Here is a 16,311-nt window from a genome sequence, read left to right as displayed (position 1 = left end):
AGTTCACCCCCCCGCACGCGTCACCGGCAGGGCGATATTCATGATCCGGTGCCCCAGCGTATGGGCGCTGGAAGCGGGCGCCGGGGGCAGGCTCACCGTTTGTGCCGCCGGCGCCAGGGGCTGCCACATCTCGGTCCGTGCGAGCGCCTGGTCATGCGCCGCGACGTCCATGTTCGCCGGCGGGGTCTGATGCGCGAGGATATAGGCGTATTTGCTCGCCCCCGGCGGGAACAGGTGCCCCGGCCCCAGCGCGAGCCGACCCGGCGGCGCCGGCGGATCGAGCGGGATCGACAGTGCCGCCTGCGCCTCGGCAAGCGTCTGGCCGGATAAAGGCATGATCCCGAGCATCGGCCCGATCCGCGAGATGATCTGGGCGACGGCCGGCGCGGCGACATAGCCGCCCGTGGTAAACCCATGGCAGAACGGCAGCATCTGCTTCGTCGCATGCGGCTGCAGCACGACGACATAGACCACATAGCGCGGATCGTTCATCGGGAACGCGGCCATGAACGAGGCGTTGTTGAGATGTTGCAGATAGCGCCCGTTCGGCCCGACGACCTGCGCCGTGCCGGTCTTGCCGCCGACGAGATACCCCGGCACCCGGGCATAGACGCCGGTGCCATCCGGGGCGGTGACGACATTGCGCATCATCTTGCGCATGATCAGCGACGTCCGCTCGCTCATCACCCGCACCCCGGCGGACCGCTTCCCATGGTCCAGCAGGGTGGGCGGATACCAGATCCCGCCATTGACGACCGGCACGACCGCCGAAATCAGCTGCAGTGGCGACATCGCGATGCCGTTGCCGAAACTCACCGTCATCGTCGTCAGCAGCTTCCAGCTTGATTTCGGGTGATACATCGGCGGCGTGGCTTCCGGCAGCTGGATCGGCGGACGACGGAAGAAGCCGAGCTTGCGCAGCCATGCGCGCTGGATCTGCGGCCCGAGAATGGTCGCGATCCGCGAGGCGCCGATATTCGACGACACGGCGAGGATATGCGGCACCGCCATCCAGATATGCGCCGGCTCGAAGTCGGTCACGGTGAACCGGCCGACATGCAGCGGATGCGTCGTGTTGAACCGGTCCCAGGGCTGGATCATGCCGGAATTGATCGCCATCGACAGCGTCTGCAGCTTGAACACGCTGCCCGGTTCATAGTCGCCGGACACGCAGCGGTTGAAGCGCGCATCGGCGGGCGCAGACCCGAGATCATCGGCGTTATAGTCGGGCACGCTGGCCATCGCCAGCACCCTGCCGGTCCGCGCCGAGATCACGATGCCGCAGGCGCCCTTGGCATCATAATCGCTCATTGCCTGCCAGATCGCCTGGCGCACGATCCCTTCCGCACCGATATCGATCGACAGGCGAAGCGGCTTGCCAGGCGCGCTGGTCAGGCGCTTGTTAAACCAGTCCTCGACCCCGGCGATCCCGCGCTGGTCCGGCGTCACCCCGCCCAGGATATGCGCCGCGAGGTTCCCCTCGGGATAATGCCGACGCTCGGTATTCTCGAAATACACTCCCGGAATCCCGAGCCGGTTGACCGCCAGTTCCTGCGAGGCGGTCAGCTTGCGGTCGAGATACACGAAGTCGCGCGACCGATCGGCGAGCCGCGCCTCGAGGAATCCGGGATCGAGCCCCGGGATCACCGCGGCGATCTCGCGCGCCGCGACACCCGGATCCTCGACCTGCTTCGGATTGGCATACAATGCCGCCGCCGGCAGCGAGACGGCAAGGATCTCGCCGTTCCGGTCGGTGATCTCGGCGCGCGCGGGTGGCGGCAGGACGACGGTGGTCGATGGCGTCTGCGCCGCAATCGCCGCCTTGTCCGGCGGGACGGGATGGACCACCGTGACATAGACGACCCGCGCGGCAAGCAGCAGATAAATGAGCACGAAGCCGGCAAATCCGGCGGCGAGCCGGCTGTGCAGCACACCGATGGCGGCGCGTCGCGCCAGATCGGGCGAAGTGACGCGGACATGCTCCATCCGCGGTACCGCGCCGCGCTCGGGTGCACCGGCGCGTCGCGCCGCATCCCGGCCGCCGCGGCCAGGAACGCGCGGTGAGAGACTGTCGCGTGGCGGCGGCGCGGTCATGGCGCCACTCCGCCAGCGGGACGCGGCGGCGCCAGGCTCGCGCCGTAATCCCCGAATACCGACGTCCCGCGTGCGGCGGGCGCCATGATGCGGGCGGGCGGCGCCGGAGCCTGGGGCCGCGCCGGCACCGCGTCGCTCGCCGTGATCGACCTGACCGGCGGCTCCGTGGGCCGGGGGGCCGGGCGTGGCGCGAGGACCGAGGCGCCGAGCGTCTGCGGGCGGCGCGCGGCGGCAATGGCGGGGCTGTGGGCACGCGCGACAACGTCATGCCGCTGGCTTGCAGGCCGGTGCACGACGACGGCATGCTGCGCCGGCGCCACCACGGAGCGGCGAACCGCAACAGGGCGCACAGCCGGATGCGGCACGGCGAGATGCGCTTGGGGCGCCGCCAGAGCAGTTTGCGACGTCGCCGCCGCGAACCTTGGCGCCGGCAGGCTCCGCGGCGGGACGGGCAGCGGAATCGTGGCCAGGGCGACGGTCTCCGGCGCAGCCGCCGCGGCAACGGCGGCAGATGACGGCGCACCGGACAGGTCGCCCGGCAAGGGCGGCGGCAACGGCAGATGCGGCAGTTCCGCACCCGGCGGCGGAAGGGCATCCGCCAGTTGCTGCCAGGATACCAGCTGATCCGGCTTCATCGGCCTGAGCTGCGGCATGAACATGGCGGCGAGCCGCGCCAGCCGGTTCGGATCGGTTTCGAGCGCCCATTCGGCGCGCAGCACGCGGATGCGCTGCTCGGAACTGCGGATCTGCGCGGTGACCCCGCCAATCTTGTGCTCGAGCGTGCCGGCGCGGTGCTTCACCACGAACAGCCAGGCACCCGAGCCCAGCATGAGCAGCCCGGTCACGAGGGTCACCGGGCGGATCATGCCGCGAGCCTCTCGATTCCACGCAGCCGCGCCGACCGGGCGCGCGGATTGGCGGCGGTCTCCGCCTCTCCGGGCGTAACGACACCGCGGGTCAGAGCCCGGAAGCGCGGCGCCGCGGCTTGCCGCGCGAGGCCGGAGGGATCGTGCCGCGAGGGCGCGGCGACATGGCCGGTCGCAGCGTTCATGAAACGTTTGACGATGCGATCCTCCAGCGAATGGAACGACACGGCGACGAGACGCCCGCCCGGCGCCAGCAGTGACGCGGCGGCCTCCAACGCGCGTTCGATCTCGGCGAGTTCCTGGTTCACCTCGATCCTCAGCGCCTGGAAACTGCGTGTCGCCGGATCAATGCCCGAGCGGTCGGGCCGCACCACCGTGCGGATCACCGCCGCAAGATCGGCCGTCGTCTCAAAGGGCTGAGCGGCACGACGCCGGACGATCGCGGCGGCAATCCGCCGCGACGCCCGCTCCTCTCCGAAATGAAAGAGAATGTCGGCCAGTTCCGCCTCGGCATAGCCGTTCACGATATCGGCCGCCGTCGGCCCGGCCGCGCCCATGCGCATGTCGAGCGGGCCGTCGGTCCGGAAGGAAAAGCCGCGCGACGGATCGTCGAGCTGGTAGGACGACACCCCGAAATCGAACACCGCGCCGTCGAGTGCCGTCACCCCGCGGTCGCGCAGCAGAGCGAGCAGGTCGCCGAACCGGCCCTCGATCAGGTGCAACCGGTCGGGATACCGGGCGGCGAGTGCCGCGCCGCGCGCGATCGCCGCCGGATCGCGGTCAATCGCCCAGACCGTGCAGGACGCTGCCTCCAGCATCGAAGCGCTATAGCCGCCGCCGCCGAATGTCCCGTCGAGATAGACCCCGTCCGCGCGGGGCGCGAGCATCGCCACCGCCTCCTCGCGCAGCACCGGTACATGGGAAAGCCCGCCGCTCATGCCGAAGCCCCCGCCGGCAGGGTAAGTCCGCCAATCCGCGCGCGCTCCCGCGCCTCGGCACGGCGGCGGTCGGCCGCTTCCGGCTCCCAGATCTGGAATGTCCGGCCCAGACCCATGAACACCACGCTGTCGCGCAATCCCGCATGCTCCACGAGCGGTTCCGGCAAAAGGATCCGGCCTTCCTTGTCGGCCTCGAGCGGCCAGGCATCCGCGTAGAGCGCCGCCGCCATGTCGTCATGCGTATCGCTGAACAGGTCGAGTCCCTGCAAACGCGTCGCCAGCGCCTCAAACACCGGCGCCGGCCAGACTTCGATGCAGCGGTGCTTGTGGGATGGCCGCAGGATCAGCCCTTGCGAGTCACCCTCCCGGCGCAGGGCGGCACGGAACGCCGCCGGAACCGATACGCGGCCCTTGGCGTCCAGCCTGTTCCTGTGGGTGCCGAGAAACTGGCTCATCGGCGCTGTCGCGGCCCTTTCGTCTCGCCGTTGGTATGCCTCGCTGCAAACATTCCGACGCACACGCGTCACGCCGGTCGGATTCGCTATGGGTTGTCATGGGATAACATGGGCGATCATGGGCGTCAAAGGGATTTCCACCGATCACTCGCAAAATTTCCTCTCCGCGACCGCAACAAATCGGAATCGCCCGCGAAGCGACACAGCGAGACAGGGGCCATTTGCCCATGTTTCTATTTTGTTCTCGAAGCGGCCCAGCCGAACCCGATTCGTTAACCAATCGTTAGTTTTTTGGATATCACCGAAGCTCGACGGGCACCATCGACAATCGATGCAGCCGCGTCAGCGCGAAGAGGCCGCGCAGCGGTTCCGGCAACGCTGCGGCCTCAAGGGGATTCGCCTGCCGCGCGAGGGTCGCGAGCAGCGCGGCCAGCCCCGGCTGTTCGTTGCCGGGGACGATATCGAGCGCGGCATCGGCCGGCAGATGCAGCGCCGCGCGCACGGTCATGAAGGCTTCATGGTAGCCGCCCAGCCGGTCGACCAGGCCTCGGCTGCGGGCCTGCGCGCCGGTCCACACACGCCCCTGCCCCACCGCGTTCACCTGCGCGGGACTCATCCGCCGGCCGGCAGCCACCCAGCCGACGAATTTCTGATAGTCGAGATCGAGCTGCCCTTGCAGGCTGGCGAGTTGCGCCTCGGTCCACGGCGTCACCGCGCTGTCGAACAGCGCGTTCGCTCCGCGCGAGGCCGTGCTGACGCTGACGCCCAGGCGGGCCAGCAGCCCACCGAAGCTGAATTTGCCGCCGAGCACGCCGATCGACCCCGTCAGCGTCGCCGGATCGGCCACCAGCACGGCGCCGTGGCTCGAAATCCAGTAGCCGCCAGAGGCGTCGAGCGCACCCATCGACACGATCAGCGGCTTGTGCAGGCGAGCGGCGCGCGCAACCTCGGCGCCGACCATGGCCGAGCCGGTCACCGTTCCGCCCGGCGTGTCGAGCCGCAGCACGATGGCGCGGATCGACGGATCCGCGACCGCCGTCGCGATTTCATGCGCCAGGCGGGCCGGATCGATCCCGCTGCGCCGCCCCGGCGCGTCAGGCGCGTTGATATCGCCATGGGCGACGATCAGGGCGACCTTCGGCGCGCCCGCGGGCGCCGGCGCTGCGTCGGCGACATAATCGGCGAGCGACACATGTACGCCGCGCACATGCGCGACCTCTGCCGAAAGCGGCAGCACGGTGTCGACCAGCCCGTCCTGTTTCGCCTGCGCGGCGCTGAACGGCGCCTGGTCGAACAGGGCCTTCACCTGGTCCGGGCTGCGCTTCAACCGCGCTGCGATCGGCACCAGAGCCGAATCGTAGAGCGAGCCGGCCAGGCTGTTCATCATCTCGGTCGCCGCCGCCGATGGGCCGGAGCGGGTGAACAGTTCCGGGTAGGTCTTGTATTTGCCGATATGCTCGAACTGCGCCTCGACCCCGGCCATCTTGAGCAGGTCCGCCGCGAACGGGCTTTGCAGGGCGAGCCCGGTGACCCCGAAATCGCCGGCATCGGAAAGTTCGATCCGGTTCGCCGCCGTCGCGACGATATAGGCACCCAGCCCTTCCGCCCCGTCGAAGGACATCGCGCGCGCAACCACCTGCCGGTGCGAAATGGCCCGGAACCGGGCGAGCGCGTCATGCAGTTCCTCGGCCGTGGTCAGGCCGCAGCATCCGCCGCCGAGAAGGATATCGATGCCGCGCACGCGCGGATCGGTGGCGGCGCGGTCGATCGCCGCGATCGTCTGCTCAAGCGTCGGCGTCGCGCCCGTCGCCCGCCTCAGCAGCGCCGACGGCGCGGCGACGTCCGGCGGCGCCGTCTGAAGATTGAGCGAGAGGATGAAATGTTCCGGCAACGCCGTTGGGCGGCCCGCGAGGCGGTGAAGCCCCCACAGCCCTGCGCCGGCGAGAAGGATCGTCACCAGCCCGATGGCGAACACGATCGCGCGCGCCGCGCGCCACAGCAGCCTCGCCAGGCGGCGCAGCGGCGCGGCAGACTCACTCATGGGCGGCGCTTGACCTCATGAATCATGATATGCCGGCGCGCCGCGTCGGCGGCAAGGCCCCCAAAACGCCATGTCCCCGCCGTTCAGACGCGCTCGAAACCCGGCCGTCCGATCTGGTCGGGAAACTGCGCCACCCGCCTGAACTGCCGCGCGTCGTAGCCCTGGCGATAGAAACGGTCGAGCATCGCGCGATAGGTCGCCTCGTCCATCCGTTTCTCGCGCGCGAAGATCCAGCCCAGCGAACGGTTCGGAAATCCGCCGAGGAACACCGAATAGTCGGGCTCGACATGCATGATCACATACGGCACGCCAACCAGACCGTTCAGCAGGGTCACGCGCCAGACCGCATTGTCAGTCCCGGGTTCCACCTGGTCGACCGAGGTGAACTGGAACCGTTTCGCGGCAAAGCTCTTCGGATAGCCATTATACTGGTCGTCGATGGCCCCGTCGGGACGGCGCGTATAGACGGCATAGGAGCCGACATAACCCGCCTCGGCGAAATACGGGATGTGGCCAATGATGTACCAGCGCCCCATGAACCGGTCGAGATCGACGCGCGCATGGCGCAGCGGCGGCTGGGGATAGGGGCTGGTATCGAACGTGCAGCCGGCGAGCAGCGCCGGAGCTGCCGCCAGCAGCGAGCGGCGGGCAAGTGTCATCACGCGGGTCCTCCATGCAAAGCCGTGCCGGGGTTACGCGCCCCGCACGGCTCTGGATGTGGGCCCGGCCGGGATTTGCGAAACCGCGCCCCGCTCAGTCCGCTGCCTCGGCATAGGCCGACAGCGGCGCGCAGGAGCAGACGAGGTTGCGGTCGCCATACACGTTGTCCACCCGCTTGACCGGCGGCCAGTATTTCGCAGCGCGCACATGGGGCAGCGGGAAGGCAGCGCGGTCGCGGCCATAGCCATGCGTCCATGTCGCCGCCATCACCTCGGCGGCGGTATGCGGCGCGTTCTTCAGCGGGTTGTCCACCCGGTCGAGCGCGCCGGCCGCGACATCGGCGATCTCGCCGCGGATCGCGATCATCGCATCGCAAAACCGGTCGAGTTCCGCCTTCGTCTCGCTCTCGGTCGGCTCGATCATCAGCGTGCCCGGCACCGGCCAGGACATGGTCGGCGCGTGGAACCCGTAATCCTGCAACCGCTTGGCGATGTCCTCGACAAAGATGCCGGCCTCTGCCTGGAAGTGCCGGCAGTCGATGATGCATTCATGCGCGACCATGCCGTTCGCGCCTGTGTAGAGGATCGGGTAATGCGGCGCGAGCCGATGGGCGATGTAGTTGGCATTGAGGATCGCCACCGCCGTTGCCTCGCGCAGCCCGTCCGGCCCCATCATGCGGATATAGGCGTAAGGAATCGGCAGGATCGAGGCCGAGCCGAAGGGAGCCGCGCTCACCGGGCCATAGCCGGTCGAGGGTCCTGCATCCGGGCGTAGCGGATGGTTCGGCAGATGCGGCGCGAGATGTGCGGCCACGGCGATCGGCCCCACGCCAGGCCCGCCGCCGCCATGCGGAATGCAGAACGTCTTGTGCAGGTTGAGATGGCAGACATCGGCGCCGATCGCCGCCGGCGAGGTCAGCCCCACCTGCGCGTTCATGTTCGCACCGTCCATATAGACCTGGCCGCCCGCCGCATGCACGCGAGCGCAGATATCCCGCACGCTCGCCTCGAACACGCCATGGGTCGAGGGATAGGTGATCATCAGCGCCGCGATCTTCCCCGCATGCTCGGCGATCTTAGCCTCGAGATCGGCGAGGTCGATATTCCCCGCCCGGTCGCACCCGATGACCACCACCCGATAACCCGCCATCGTCGCCGAGGCCGGGTTGGTGCCATGCGCCGAGGAGGGGATCAGGCAGATGTCGCGATGCCCCTCCTCGCGCGCGGCGTGGAAGGCGCGGATCGCCAGCAGCCCCGCATATTCCCCCTGCGCGCCGGAATTCGGCTGCAGCGAGACCGCCGCGAAGCCGGTGATCCGCGCGAGATCCTCCGACAGCCGCGTGATCAGCGCCCGATACCCCCGGGTCTGCTCCATCGGCGCGAAGGGGTGGATGTCGGCGAAGGCACGCCAGGTGATTGGAATCATCTCCGCCGTCGCGTTCAGCTTCATCGTGCAGGAGCCGAGCGGGATCATGCTGCGGTTGAGCGCGACATCCTTGTCCTCGAGCTGTTTGAGATAGCGCAGCATCGCGTGCTCCGAGCGATGCGCGTGGAACACCGGCTCGACCATGAAGGCGCTCTGCCGCCCCAACGCGTCGAGTGGCGAGGCCGCAGCATCCGCCGCGCCGCCGATCACGCCGGCCAGAGTGGCAATCTCCGCCGCCGTCACCGTCTCGTCGAGCGCGATGGCGACGCAACCGTCATCGACGCGCCGCAGGTTGAACCCCGCGCCCAGCGCCCGCTGCATCAGCGAGTCGGCACCGGCGCCCGCCTCGATCGCGATCGTGTCGAAGAACACGTCATGGCGGATCGAAAGCCCCGCCGCCCGCGCCGCGCCGGCCAGCAGCCTGGCCGCGAGATGCACCCGCCGGGCGATCCGCGCCAGCCCTTCCGGCCCGTGCCACACGCCATAGAATCCGGCGATCACCGCCAGAAGCACCTGAGCGGTGCAGATATTCGAGGTCGCCTTCTCGCGCCTGATGTGCTGCTCGCGCGTCTGCAGCGCGAGCCGCAGCGCCGGGCTCCCCGCCGCATCGACCGAAACGCCGACCAGCCGGCCGGCCATATGCCGCTTCAGCGAATCGCGGGTGGCGAAATAGGCCGCGTGCGGGCCGCCGAAACCCATCGGCACGCCGAAGCGCTGCGCCGAGCCGACCACGATATCCGCCCCCATCTCGCCCGGCGGCCGCAGCAGCGTCAGCGCCAGCGGATCGGCCGCGACAATGGCGAGCGCCCCGGCGCGATGCGCCGCCGCGATCTCGTCCGACAGGTCGCGGACCGCGCCCGTCGTGCCCGGATATTGCAGCACCACGGCGAAGGGCTTCGCCTGCTCGATCGCCCCGGCATCCCCCGGCGCGACATCTTCAAGCGTCCAGCCGAGCGGCGCGGCACGGGTCGCGATCACCGCCCGGCTCTGCGGGTGCAGGTCGGCCGCGACGGCGATCACCGTCGATCCGCCCTTGTGCACCGCATGGGCGAGCGAGACGCCCTCCGCCGCCGCCGTGCCCTCGTCCAGCAGCGAGGCATTGGCGAGGTCGAGCCCGGCAAGCTCCGCCATCATCGTCTGGAAATTCAGCAGCGCCTCCAGCCGTCCCTGCGCGATTTCGGCCTGATACGGCGTGTAGGCGGTGTACCAGCCGGGATTTTCCAGCACGTTGCGCAGGATGACCGGCGGCGTGACGGTGCCGTGATAGCCAAGCCCGATCAGGCTGCGCTTCACCTCGTTGTCCGCGGCGTAGCGGCGCAGATCGTCGAGGATCTCACCCTCGGTCAGCGCCGCCGGCAGGTCGAGCGGTGCCGCGCTGCGGATCGTCTCCGGCACGGTGCGGGCGATCAGCGCGTCGAGATCCGCCGCGCCCAGCGCGCGCAGCATCGCCGCGCGCTCGGCTGGTCCGGGGCCGATATGGCGCAGGGCGAAGCGCTCCTCGGCCAGCAGGGCGGTGAAATCGTCGATGGTCTGGGGCGCGGTATCCGGCATGGCGGCGGCTCCGGTCAGAGCGTTTTGAGAAAGGCCTGGTAATCGTCGGCGGTCAGCAGGGCGTCGAAGGCGGCGCGGTCGTCCAGGGTCATGCGGAAGAACCAGGCGCCGGATTCGGCCTGCGCATTGACCATGCCGGGATCATCGGCCAGCGCGCCGTTCGCCTCCGTCACCGTGCCGGCCAGCGGGGCATAGACATCCGAGGCAGCCTTGACGCTTTCCACCACCGCGCAGGCCTCGCCGGCATCCACATGCCGCCCCGTCTCGGGCAGTTCAACGAACACGACATCGCCGAGCGCCGACTGCGCGTGATCGGTGATCCCCACGGTCGCGACGTCGCCGTCGAGCCGCACCCATTCATGGTCCTTGGAGAATCGGGTCTCGGTCATCTGGTCCTCTTTCAGCGATGATAACGATGCGGAACGAAAGGCAGCGGCACGACGGTGATGCCGATATCGCGGCCGCGCAGCCCGGCGATCAGGGTCGAATCGTCCCCGGCGCAATCGGCGCGGACATAGCCGAGCGCCACCGGCCCGTTGACGCTCGGCCCGAAGGTGCCGGAGGTGACGCGCCCGGCCGGTTGCCCGGCGGCATCGCGAAGCTCGGCGCCGGCGCGCACAGGAGCCCGACCTTCGGCGCGCAGCCCGACCAGGCGCTCGCGCGGGCCGGCATCGTGCACCGCCCGCACGGCGTCGCCGCCGAGGAAATCCCAGCCCATCTTGCGTGTCTTGCCGATCGCGAAGCCGAGCCCGGCGGCAATCGGGTCGCGCGTCTCGTCGATATCGTTGCCATAGAGCGGCAGACCGGCCTCGAGCCTGAGCGAATCCCGCGCACCGAGGCCGGCCGGCTTCACCCGCGCATCGGCCAGCAGGGCGCGCGCCAGACCCTCGGCCTCCGCCGCGGGAAGGCCGATCTCGAACCCGTCCTCGCCGGTATAGCCCGAGCGGGTGATCGTGACGGAAATGCCGGACAATGCCATCTCGCGCGCTTCCATGAAGCGCATCGCGGCCACCTCCGGCGCCAGCGAAGCCAGCACCGCGCCGGCCTCGGGCCCCTGCAGGGCGAGCAGCGCGCGGTCGAATTGCGGAGTCAGCGAAACGGTCGCGGGCAGGTGGGCGCGAATGTGAGCAACGTCAACATTCTTGCGCCCGGCATTGAGCACGAGGAGCAGGCGGTCGCCCAGATTGGCGACCATGAGATCGTCCACAATCCCGCCTTGCGCGTTCATCAGCAGCGTGTAGCGCTGGCGGCCTGGCTTCAGCCCCCGGATGTCGCCGGTCACCACGCGTTCCAGCGCGGCGGCCGCGTCGGGGCCTTCAAGCACCGCCTGGCCCATATGCGAGACGTCAAACAGCGCGGCTTGGGCCCGGCAGTGCAGATGCTCGGCGATGATGCCTTCATACTGCACCGGCATATCGTAGCCGGCGAAATCGACCATACGCGCGCCCAGGCTGCGATGCAGCGCGTCGAGCGGCACGGTGAGCAATGCTGATTCGGCCAAGACCGGATCTCCCGCGGCAGCAGCGGGCGGGTGCAGAACCGCCCAGTCTGACCCCCCTCTGTCACGGAACCTGAGAGATTCGGCCCGGGTTACCCCTTGCCTTACGCCTTCGGTGCGGCGCGACGCGCCGGCTTTCCAGAGATCCTTGCTCCGCCGCGGTCCTTTTGCCTGAGCGTTTCCGGGGGCCGGTTGCGCCTTCGGCGGCGGCAGGAGCCGGTCAGACCGGCCTCGCCGCTCTCTCCCGCGGGGAGGTGCGAATAACGGTTCTTAGGCTCAGATCGCGCGCAAACGCAAGCGCCGACCCCGGCTCAAATCGTAATGTTGAGCAACGTCCCCCGTGGCGCGCCGGCAGGTGCAGGGCCGGGGCGTGTTGCGGGGTTGACGGTCGAGGACGGCTGGGCCGGCGCGGACGGGACAGGTGACACGCGCAGCGGCGGGGTGCCGAGCGAAGTCGGGCCGATCGGCGCAGCGAACGCGGACAACGACGCAAGAGTGATCATGACGAGCACTATAACCAGCATGCGTTAACAATAGGTTAACGCATCGACGTCCGCCACCGATCTTAAGGTGTAATTTTGCTAGAATTTGTTCAAAAATTGAATTTTTTAATGTTCTCTACAACCATGGGTAAGTGATCCGCCAGATCCTCGGCGATCAGTCCGCCTCCCGCCCGCGTCGCCGCCGCGCCATGCAGCCAAACCGCCGCACAGCACGCCTCGAACGCCGGCATCCCTTGCACCAGGAGTCCGGCGGCGATGCCGGCGAGCGTGTCACCGGAACCGGCCGTTGCCAGAAAGGGCGGTGCATTGGCGTTGATCGCCGCACGCCCGTCCGGCGCCGCGATCACCGTATCGGGCCCTTTGAGCACGACCACGGCACCAATCCGCGCTGCCGCCGCTCGGGCGCGCGACAGCCGATCAGCCTGAAGGTCGGGAAACACCCTGGCAAACTCGCCCTCATGCGGGGTGATCGCCGCGACGCCACGCAGACGCTCCGCCTCTCCCGCGGCGGAGGTCAACGCATCGGCATCGGCCACGATAGCGCGGCCCGCCGCGACCAGGCGCGCCAGTGTCTGGCCCGCCGCTTCCACCCCCAGCCCCGGCCCGCAGAGCCAGACGCGACGGCGCGGATCGGTCACCAGTTCGTCGAGGGCGGCGCGGCTGACGATGATGCCCGGCGGCACGCCCGCAGGGTCGGGGCCCGCAAGGGTGACAAGCCCGGCACCAATCCGCCGCGCCGCCGCCGCCGCCAGGATCGCCGCGCCGCTCATCGGGCCGGCCAGGATCGTCAGATGGCCCCGTTCGTATTTATGCCCGGTCGCCGCAGGCGCCGGCAGGCGCCAGAGCACCGGCGTATTCCGCCATGTTTTCGTTTCAACACGGGCGAACGCCGCCGCCGGCATGCCGATCTCCGCGCAGACCGTCTCGCCGCAGAGCGCCCGGCCGGGAAACAGGAGATGGCCCGGCTTCAATCCGGCGAAGGTGACCGTGAGATCGGCCCGCGGGGCGGCCCCGCGCACGGCGCCGGTCGCCCCGTCGACGCCGCTCGGCACATCGATCGCCACAAGACGCCGCGCCGCGCCGAGCAGCGCGACGGTCCCCGGGTCGACATCGCGCGCGAGCCCGGCTCCGAAAACGGCATCGATCACGAGTTCAGCCGATTGCACCCGCCCCTCGTCCGCCGCGACGACCGGGCCGCGCCAGAGCGCCGCCGCCGCCGCGGCATCGCTCGCCGGGCGCGGCGGCGCGAGCGGCGCAACGGCCACCGGCCAGCCGCGTTCGGCAAGTCGCCGCGCCGCGACATAGCCATCCCCGCCATTGTTGCCCGGCCCGGCGAGTACCAGCACCCGGCAGGGGCGGAATCGCCGCACGATCGCCCGCGCGACCGCGGTACCGGCATTCTCCATCAGCATGAGCCCGGAGACGCCGCATGACAGCGCCGCCGTATCGATCAGACCCATTTCCTGTGGCGTATATAAAGCGTCCATGCCGCCCATGTGGGACAGAAGGCGTCGTCTTTGCTAGTCTTCCGTCGAAAGTGGAGGCTCGGATGGCGCAGGTGATCGCGGTGGCGCAACAGAAAGGCGGCGCGGGCAAGACGATGCTGGCGACCCAGCTCGGCGTCGCCCTCGGAATGACGCGGCGGGTCGGCCTGCTCGACATCGATCCGCAGGGCTCGCTCGGCGCCTGGGCGCGGCTGCGCGCGGCCAATGCGAAGGCCCGTGCCGATCTCGCGGTCGAATCGGTGTCCGGATGGCGGCTCGCCAACACGCTCGACGCGATGCGCCGCGATTGCGACCTGCTCGTCATCGACACGCCGCCGGTGCTCGATTCCGACGCGCGGCGGGCGATCCGCGGCGCCGACCTCGTACTGGTGCCGCTGAACCCCTCACCGCCCGATCTCTGGGCGGCGGAAGGCACACTGACATTGGCGGCCGAGGAACGCCGCCCCGTCGCGCTGGTGTTCAACCGCGCACCGGCCGCCTCGAAACTGCGAAGACGCCTCGAAGCCGAGATCGCGGCACGGCGACTGCGGCTGATCGACGAGGCGCTCGGCAACCGCGCCGCCTATGCGAACAGCTTCGCCGAGGGCCTGGGCGTCGCCGAAACCGGTCCATCAACGCTGGCCGGTACCGAAATCGCCGCCCTCGCCACCCGGCTTGCCTCGATCCTAGAGTGACCCTGTCCGGCTTCACGACGATCAGCGTGCTGTTGGCCGTTCATCTTGGCGGTTTTGCCATGTGGAGCGGTTTGCTGCTCGGCCTTCTCCTGGCCGGGCCGGGGCCGGGCGCCGTGGCGATCCGGCGCCAGCTCGACGCGGCGGTGCCGTTCATGGCGGTGACGCTCGCCACCGGCTGGGCCCTGGCGTTTGCAGAACAGGGACCACCGGAGCACTGGAACTGGACGGTGAACGCGATGCAGGCTCTCGGCATCGTGATGGCCGCCGTGCTCTTGGTTGCGCGATTCGGTGCGCTGTTTCTCTGGGAAGAAACGGACTCAGGGCCGGATGAGGAAGCAAAGGCAGCGGCGTATCGCCGCCTCGCCCGCCTCTTTGCGGCGGACCTTGCAATTTCCGGGGTGATTCTGGCAGTCGCGGTGGCCGGTCGCTACGGCTGACGGGCAATGTTTCATAAAAAACACGCCTGTCGCACCGCATGTAACACATTTTTTCTTTCAACAGCCCATATGCGACACGAAAGGGTCTTGCCCACGCCGGGAATCTCGGCCATTTATTGACTGTGGCGTTACGAAATTTTCGAAGATCGCAACCGAACACGGTTCGACTGCGAGCGTGAAGAGTTCGGGCGCCAGCCGCCAAGTTTAGGGAGCCTCTTTAAGTTGCATCAACGTGATGCCGGCCGGTCAAAGACCGGCCGTTTTTTTTGCGCTCTGCTGGATATGGAAAAGGCAAGGTGGGGGGCTTCTGTTGCCCGGCGCCCCCCGTGCCGCGCTTATCGCTTATGCAGCGACAGCGAGCGCCTCGAAGTTATCGTTGGCACTTGTCATACGGCCCGATGACGGCGGAACCATGCCGAGCGAAAGATGGGTCTTTACCACGCGTGTCGAGCCTGTTTCGCCCCCATGAAACCGCCGGCGGTTCGATTTGCGCAATGCGAACCGGACCGGCGGGGAAACTGGTGGAGGCGCCGGGTACTGCCCCCGGGTCCACTACGCTTATTCCACGCATCGTTTATCGCCATAGTCGGTTGCCCGACGCGCTCTATATAGGTGAAGGACACCGGCTGTGAAAGATCCTGTTCTTGCCGATGGCGCCGGACGGGCATAGGACGATCGCTCAACCAGGGACTGCCGTCATGCCGCTCAGCGATTCCGACCGGACCGAGATCGAGGCCGCGCGCGCCGAAACCACGCCGACCCGCCGCGCCACCGTACCCACGCTCGAGGCCATGCTTTTCAGCGCGATTCCGGTGCTCGATCACGGTTTTGTCCGCGTCGTCGACTATATGGGCGACGATGCCGCCGTCGTGCAGGCGGCACGCGTCTCCTATGGCCGAGGCACCCGCAAAGTCAGCGAGGACGAGGGACTGATCCGCTACCTCATGCGCCACCGGCATTCCACACCCTTCGAAATGTGCGAGATCAAGCTGCACGTGAAGCTGCCGATCTTCGTCGCGCGCCAGTGGATCCGCCATCGCACCGCGAACGTGAACGAATATTCCGCGCGCTATTCGGTGATGGACCGCGAATTCTACATCCCCTCCCCGGCCAATCTCGCCGCCCAGTCGGCCAGCAACCGGCAAGGTCGGGGAGACCTGCTCGAGGGCGACGAGGCGTCCGAGGTGCTTGCCATGCTGCGCGCGGATGCCGAGCGGAATTACAATCATTATGAGCGTATGCTGAACGAAGGCGGCGCCGATCCCTCTCGCCGCGGCCTCGCGCGCGAACTGGCCAGGATGAACCTGACCCTCAACACCTATACCCAGTGGTACTGGAAGACCGACCTGCACAACCTCTTCCACTTCCTGTCCCTGCGCGCCGATCCCCACGCCCAGTACGAGATCCGCGCCTATGCCGAGGCAATCCTCGATATCGCCCGCGCCTGGGTTCCGGCCAGTTGCCGCGCCTTCGAGGATTACCGCATGGGGGCCGCGACCTTCTCGGCCACGATGCTCGCAGCCCTGCGCCGGATGCTGGCCGGCGAACCCGTCGATCAAGCGCAATCCGGCCTGTCGAAGCGCGAATGGGCGGAAATGATGGCTGCACTCACCCCGCCCACGCCAGGCTGATCTGCGTACGGTCAAATTTTTCCGAAATATGTC

13 protein-coding genes, 1 other RNA gene and 1 riboswitch are annotated in these 16,311 nt (G+C 68.5%); of the genes, 3 read left to right on the top strand and 11 right to left on the bottom strand.

Translation table 11 applies throughout. The annotated features are described in order from the left end of the window. Window positions 1-3: 3 nt before the first annotated feature. From ACMV_RS00385 to ACMV_RS00340, 10 genes are all read right to left on the bottom strand, one after another. Window positions 4-2,094, bottom strand: a complete 2,091-nt coding sequence (locus ACMV_RS00385; protein WP_013639167.1) for a peptidoglycan D,D-transpeptidase FtsI family protein — start codon at window positions 2,092-2,094, stop codon at window positions 4-6. Then, window positions 2,091-2,960 (bottom strand): cell division protein FtsL, encoded by an 870-nt coding sequence (gene ftsL, locus ACMV_RS00380; protein ID WP_013639166.1) that lies wholly within the window; start codon window positions 2,958-2,960, stop codon window positions 2,091-2,093. The genes ACMV_RS00385 and ftsL overlap by 4 nt, the downstream gene beginning before the upstream one ends. Further along, entirely contained in the window at window positions 2,957-3,898 is a 942-nt protein-coding gene (gene rsmH / locus ACMV_RS00375) for a 16S rRNA (cytosine(1402)-N(4))-methyltransferase RsmH (RefSeq protein ID WP_013639165.1), read from the bottom strand. The genes ftsL and rsmH overlap by 4 nt, the downstream gene beginning before the upstream one ends. Then, window positions 3,895-4,353, bottom strand: a complete 459-nt coding sequence (gene mraZ, locus ACMV_RS00370) for a division/cell wall cluster transcriptional repressor MraZ (RefSeq protein ID WP_013639164.1) — start codon at window positions 4,351-4,353, stop codon at window positions 3,895-3,897. The genes rsmH and mraZ overlap by 4 nt, the downstream gene beginning before the upstream one ends. Window positions 4,354-4,651: 298 nt before the next feature. Further along, window positions 4,652-6,394, bottom strand: a complete 1,743-nt coding sequence (locus ACMV_RS00365; protein ID WP_011941239.1) for a S49 family peptidase — start codon at window positions 6,392-6,394, stop codon at window positions 4,652-4,654. Window positions 6,395-6,477: 83 nt separating this feature from the next. Beyond that, window positions 6,478-7,053 (bottom strand): lipocalin family protein, encoded by a 576-nt coding sequence (locus ACMV_RS00360; protein ID WP_007422732.1) that lies wholly within the window; start codon window positions 7,051-7,053, stop codon window positions 6,478-6,480. A 94-nt stretch (window positions 7,054-7,147) separates the two neighbouring features. Continuing rightward, window positions 7,148-10,030: an aminomethyl-transferring glycine dehydrogenase gene (gene gcvP, locus ACMV_RS00355; RefSeq protein WP_013639163.1), complete on the bottom strand. Its 2,883-nt coding sequence runs from the start codon at window positions 10,028-10,030 to the stop codon at window positions 7,148-7,150. Window positions 10,031-10,044: 14 nt separating this feature from the next. Beyond that, window positions 10,045-10,419 (bottom strand): glycine cleavage system protein GcvH, encoded by a 375-nt coding sequence (gene gcvH, locus ACMV_RS00350; protein WP_013639162.1) that lies wholly within the window; start codon window positions 10,417-10,419, stop codon window positions 10,045-10,047. An 11-nt stretch (window positions 10,420-10,430) separates the two neighbouring features. Then, window positions 10,431-11,531 (bottom strand): glycine cleavage system aminomethyltransferase GcvT, encoded by a 1,101-nt coding sequence (gcvT, locus tag ACMV_RS00345; RefSeq protein ID WP_013639161.1) that lies wholly within the window; start codon window positions 11,529-11,531, stop codon window positions 10,431-10,433. Window positions 11,532-11,677: 146 nt separating this feature from the next. Then, window positions 11,678-11,785, bottom strand: a riboswitch (glycine riboswitch). Window positions 11,786-12,120: 335 nt separating this feature from the next. Continuing rightward, window positions 12,121-13,527, bottom strand: a complete 1,407-nt coding sequence (locus ACMV_RS00340; RefSeq protein ID WP_041664557.1) for a bifunctional ADP-dependent NAD(P)H-hydrate dehydratase/NAD(P)H-hydrate epimerase — start codon at window positions 13,525-13,527, stop codon at window positions 12,121-12,123. Window positions 13,528-13,580: 53 nt separating this feature from the next. Here ACMV_RS00340 and parA point away from each other — a divergent pair, with 53 nt between their 5' ends. Together parA and ACMV_RS00330 are read left to right on the top strand one after the other, a co-directional pair. After that, the gene (gene parA / locus ACMV_RS00335) at window positions 13,581-14,210 is read left to right on the top strand and encodes a ParA family partition ATPase (RefSeq protein ID WP_007424805.1); all 630 of its coding nucleotides are present in this window, start codon (window positions 13,581-13,583) and stop codon (window positions 14,208-14,210) included. After that, a complete protein-coding gene (locus tag ACMV_RS00330) occupies window positions 14,207-14,647 on the top strand; it encodes a hypothetical protein (protein ID WP_011941234.1) in 441 nt (146 codons plus the stop codon). The genes parA and ACMV_RS00330 overlap by 4 nt, the downstream gene beginning before the upstream one ends. Window positions 14,648-14,942: 295 nt before the next feature. On the opposite strand, the gene ssrA is transcribed toward ACMV_RS00330, so the two are convergent. Beyond that, window positions 14,943-15,285, bottom strand: a transfer-messenger RNA (tmRNA) gene (gene ssrA / locus ACMV_RS19390). 60 nt (window positions 15,286-15,345) lie between these two features. On the opposite strand from ssrA, the gene thyX reads away from it, so the two are divergent. Further along, entirely contained in the window at window positions 15,346-16,278 is a 933-nt protein-coding gene (gene thyX / locus ACMV_RS00325; RefSeq protein ID WP_011941233.1) for an FAD-dependent thymidylate synthase, read from the top strand. The last annotated feature ends 33 nt before the right edge of the window (window positions 16,279-16,311 follow it).

The sequence above is a fragment of the Acidiphilium multivorum AIU301 genome (assembly GCF_000202835.1).
GTDB classification, from domain to species: domain Bacteria; phylum Pseudomonadota; class Alphaproteobacteria; order Acetobacterales; family Acetobacteraceae; genus Acidiphilium; species Acidiphilium multivorum.
Note: the sequence above shows the minus strand (reverse complement) of the source record. Positions and strands in the feature narration are given on the sequence as shown.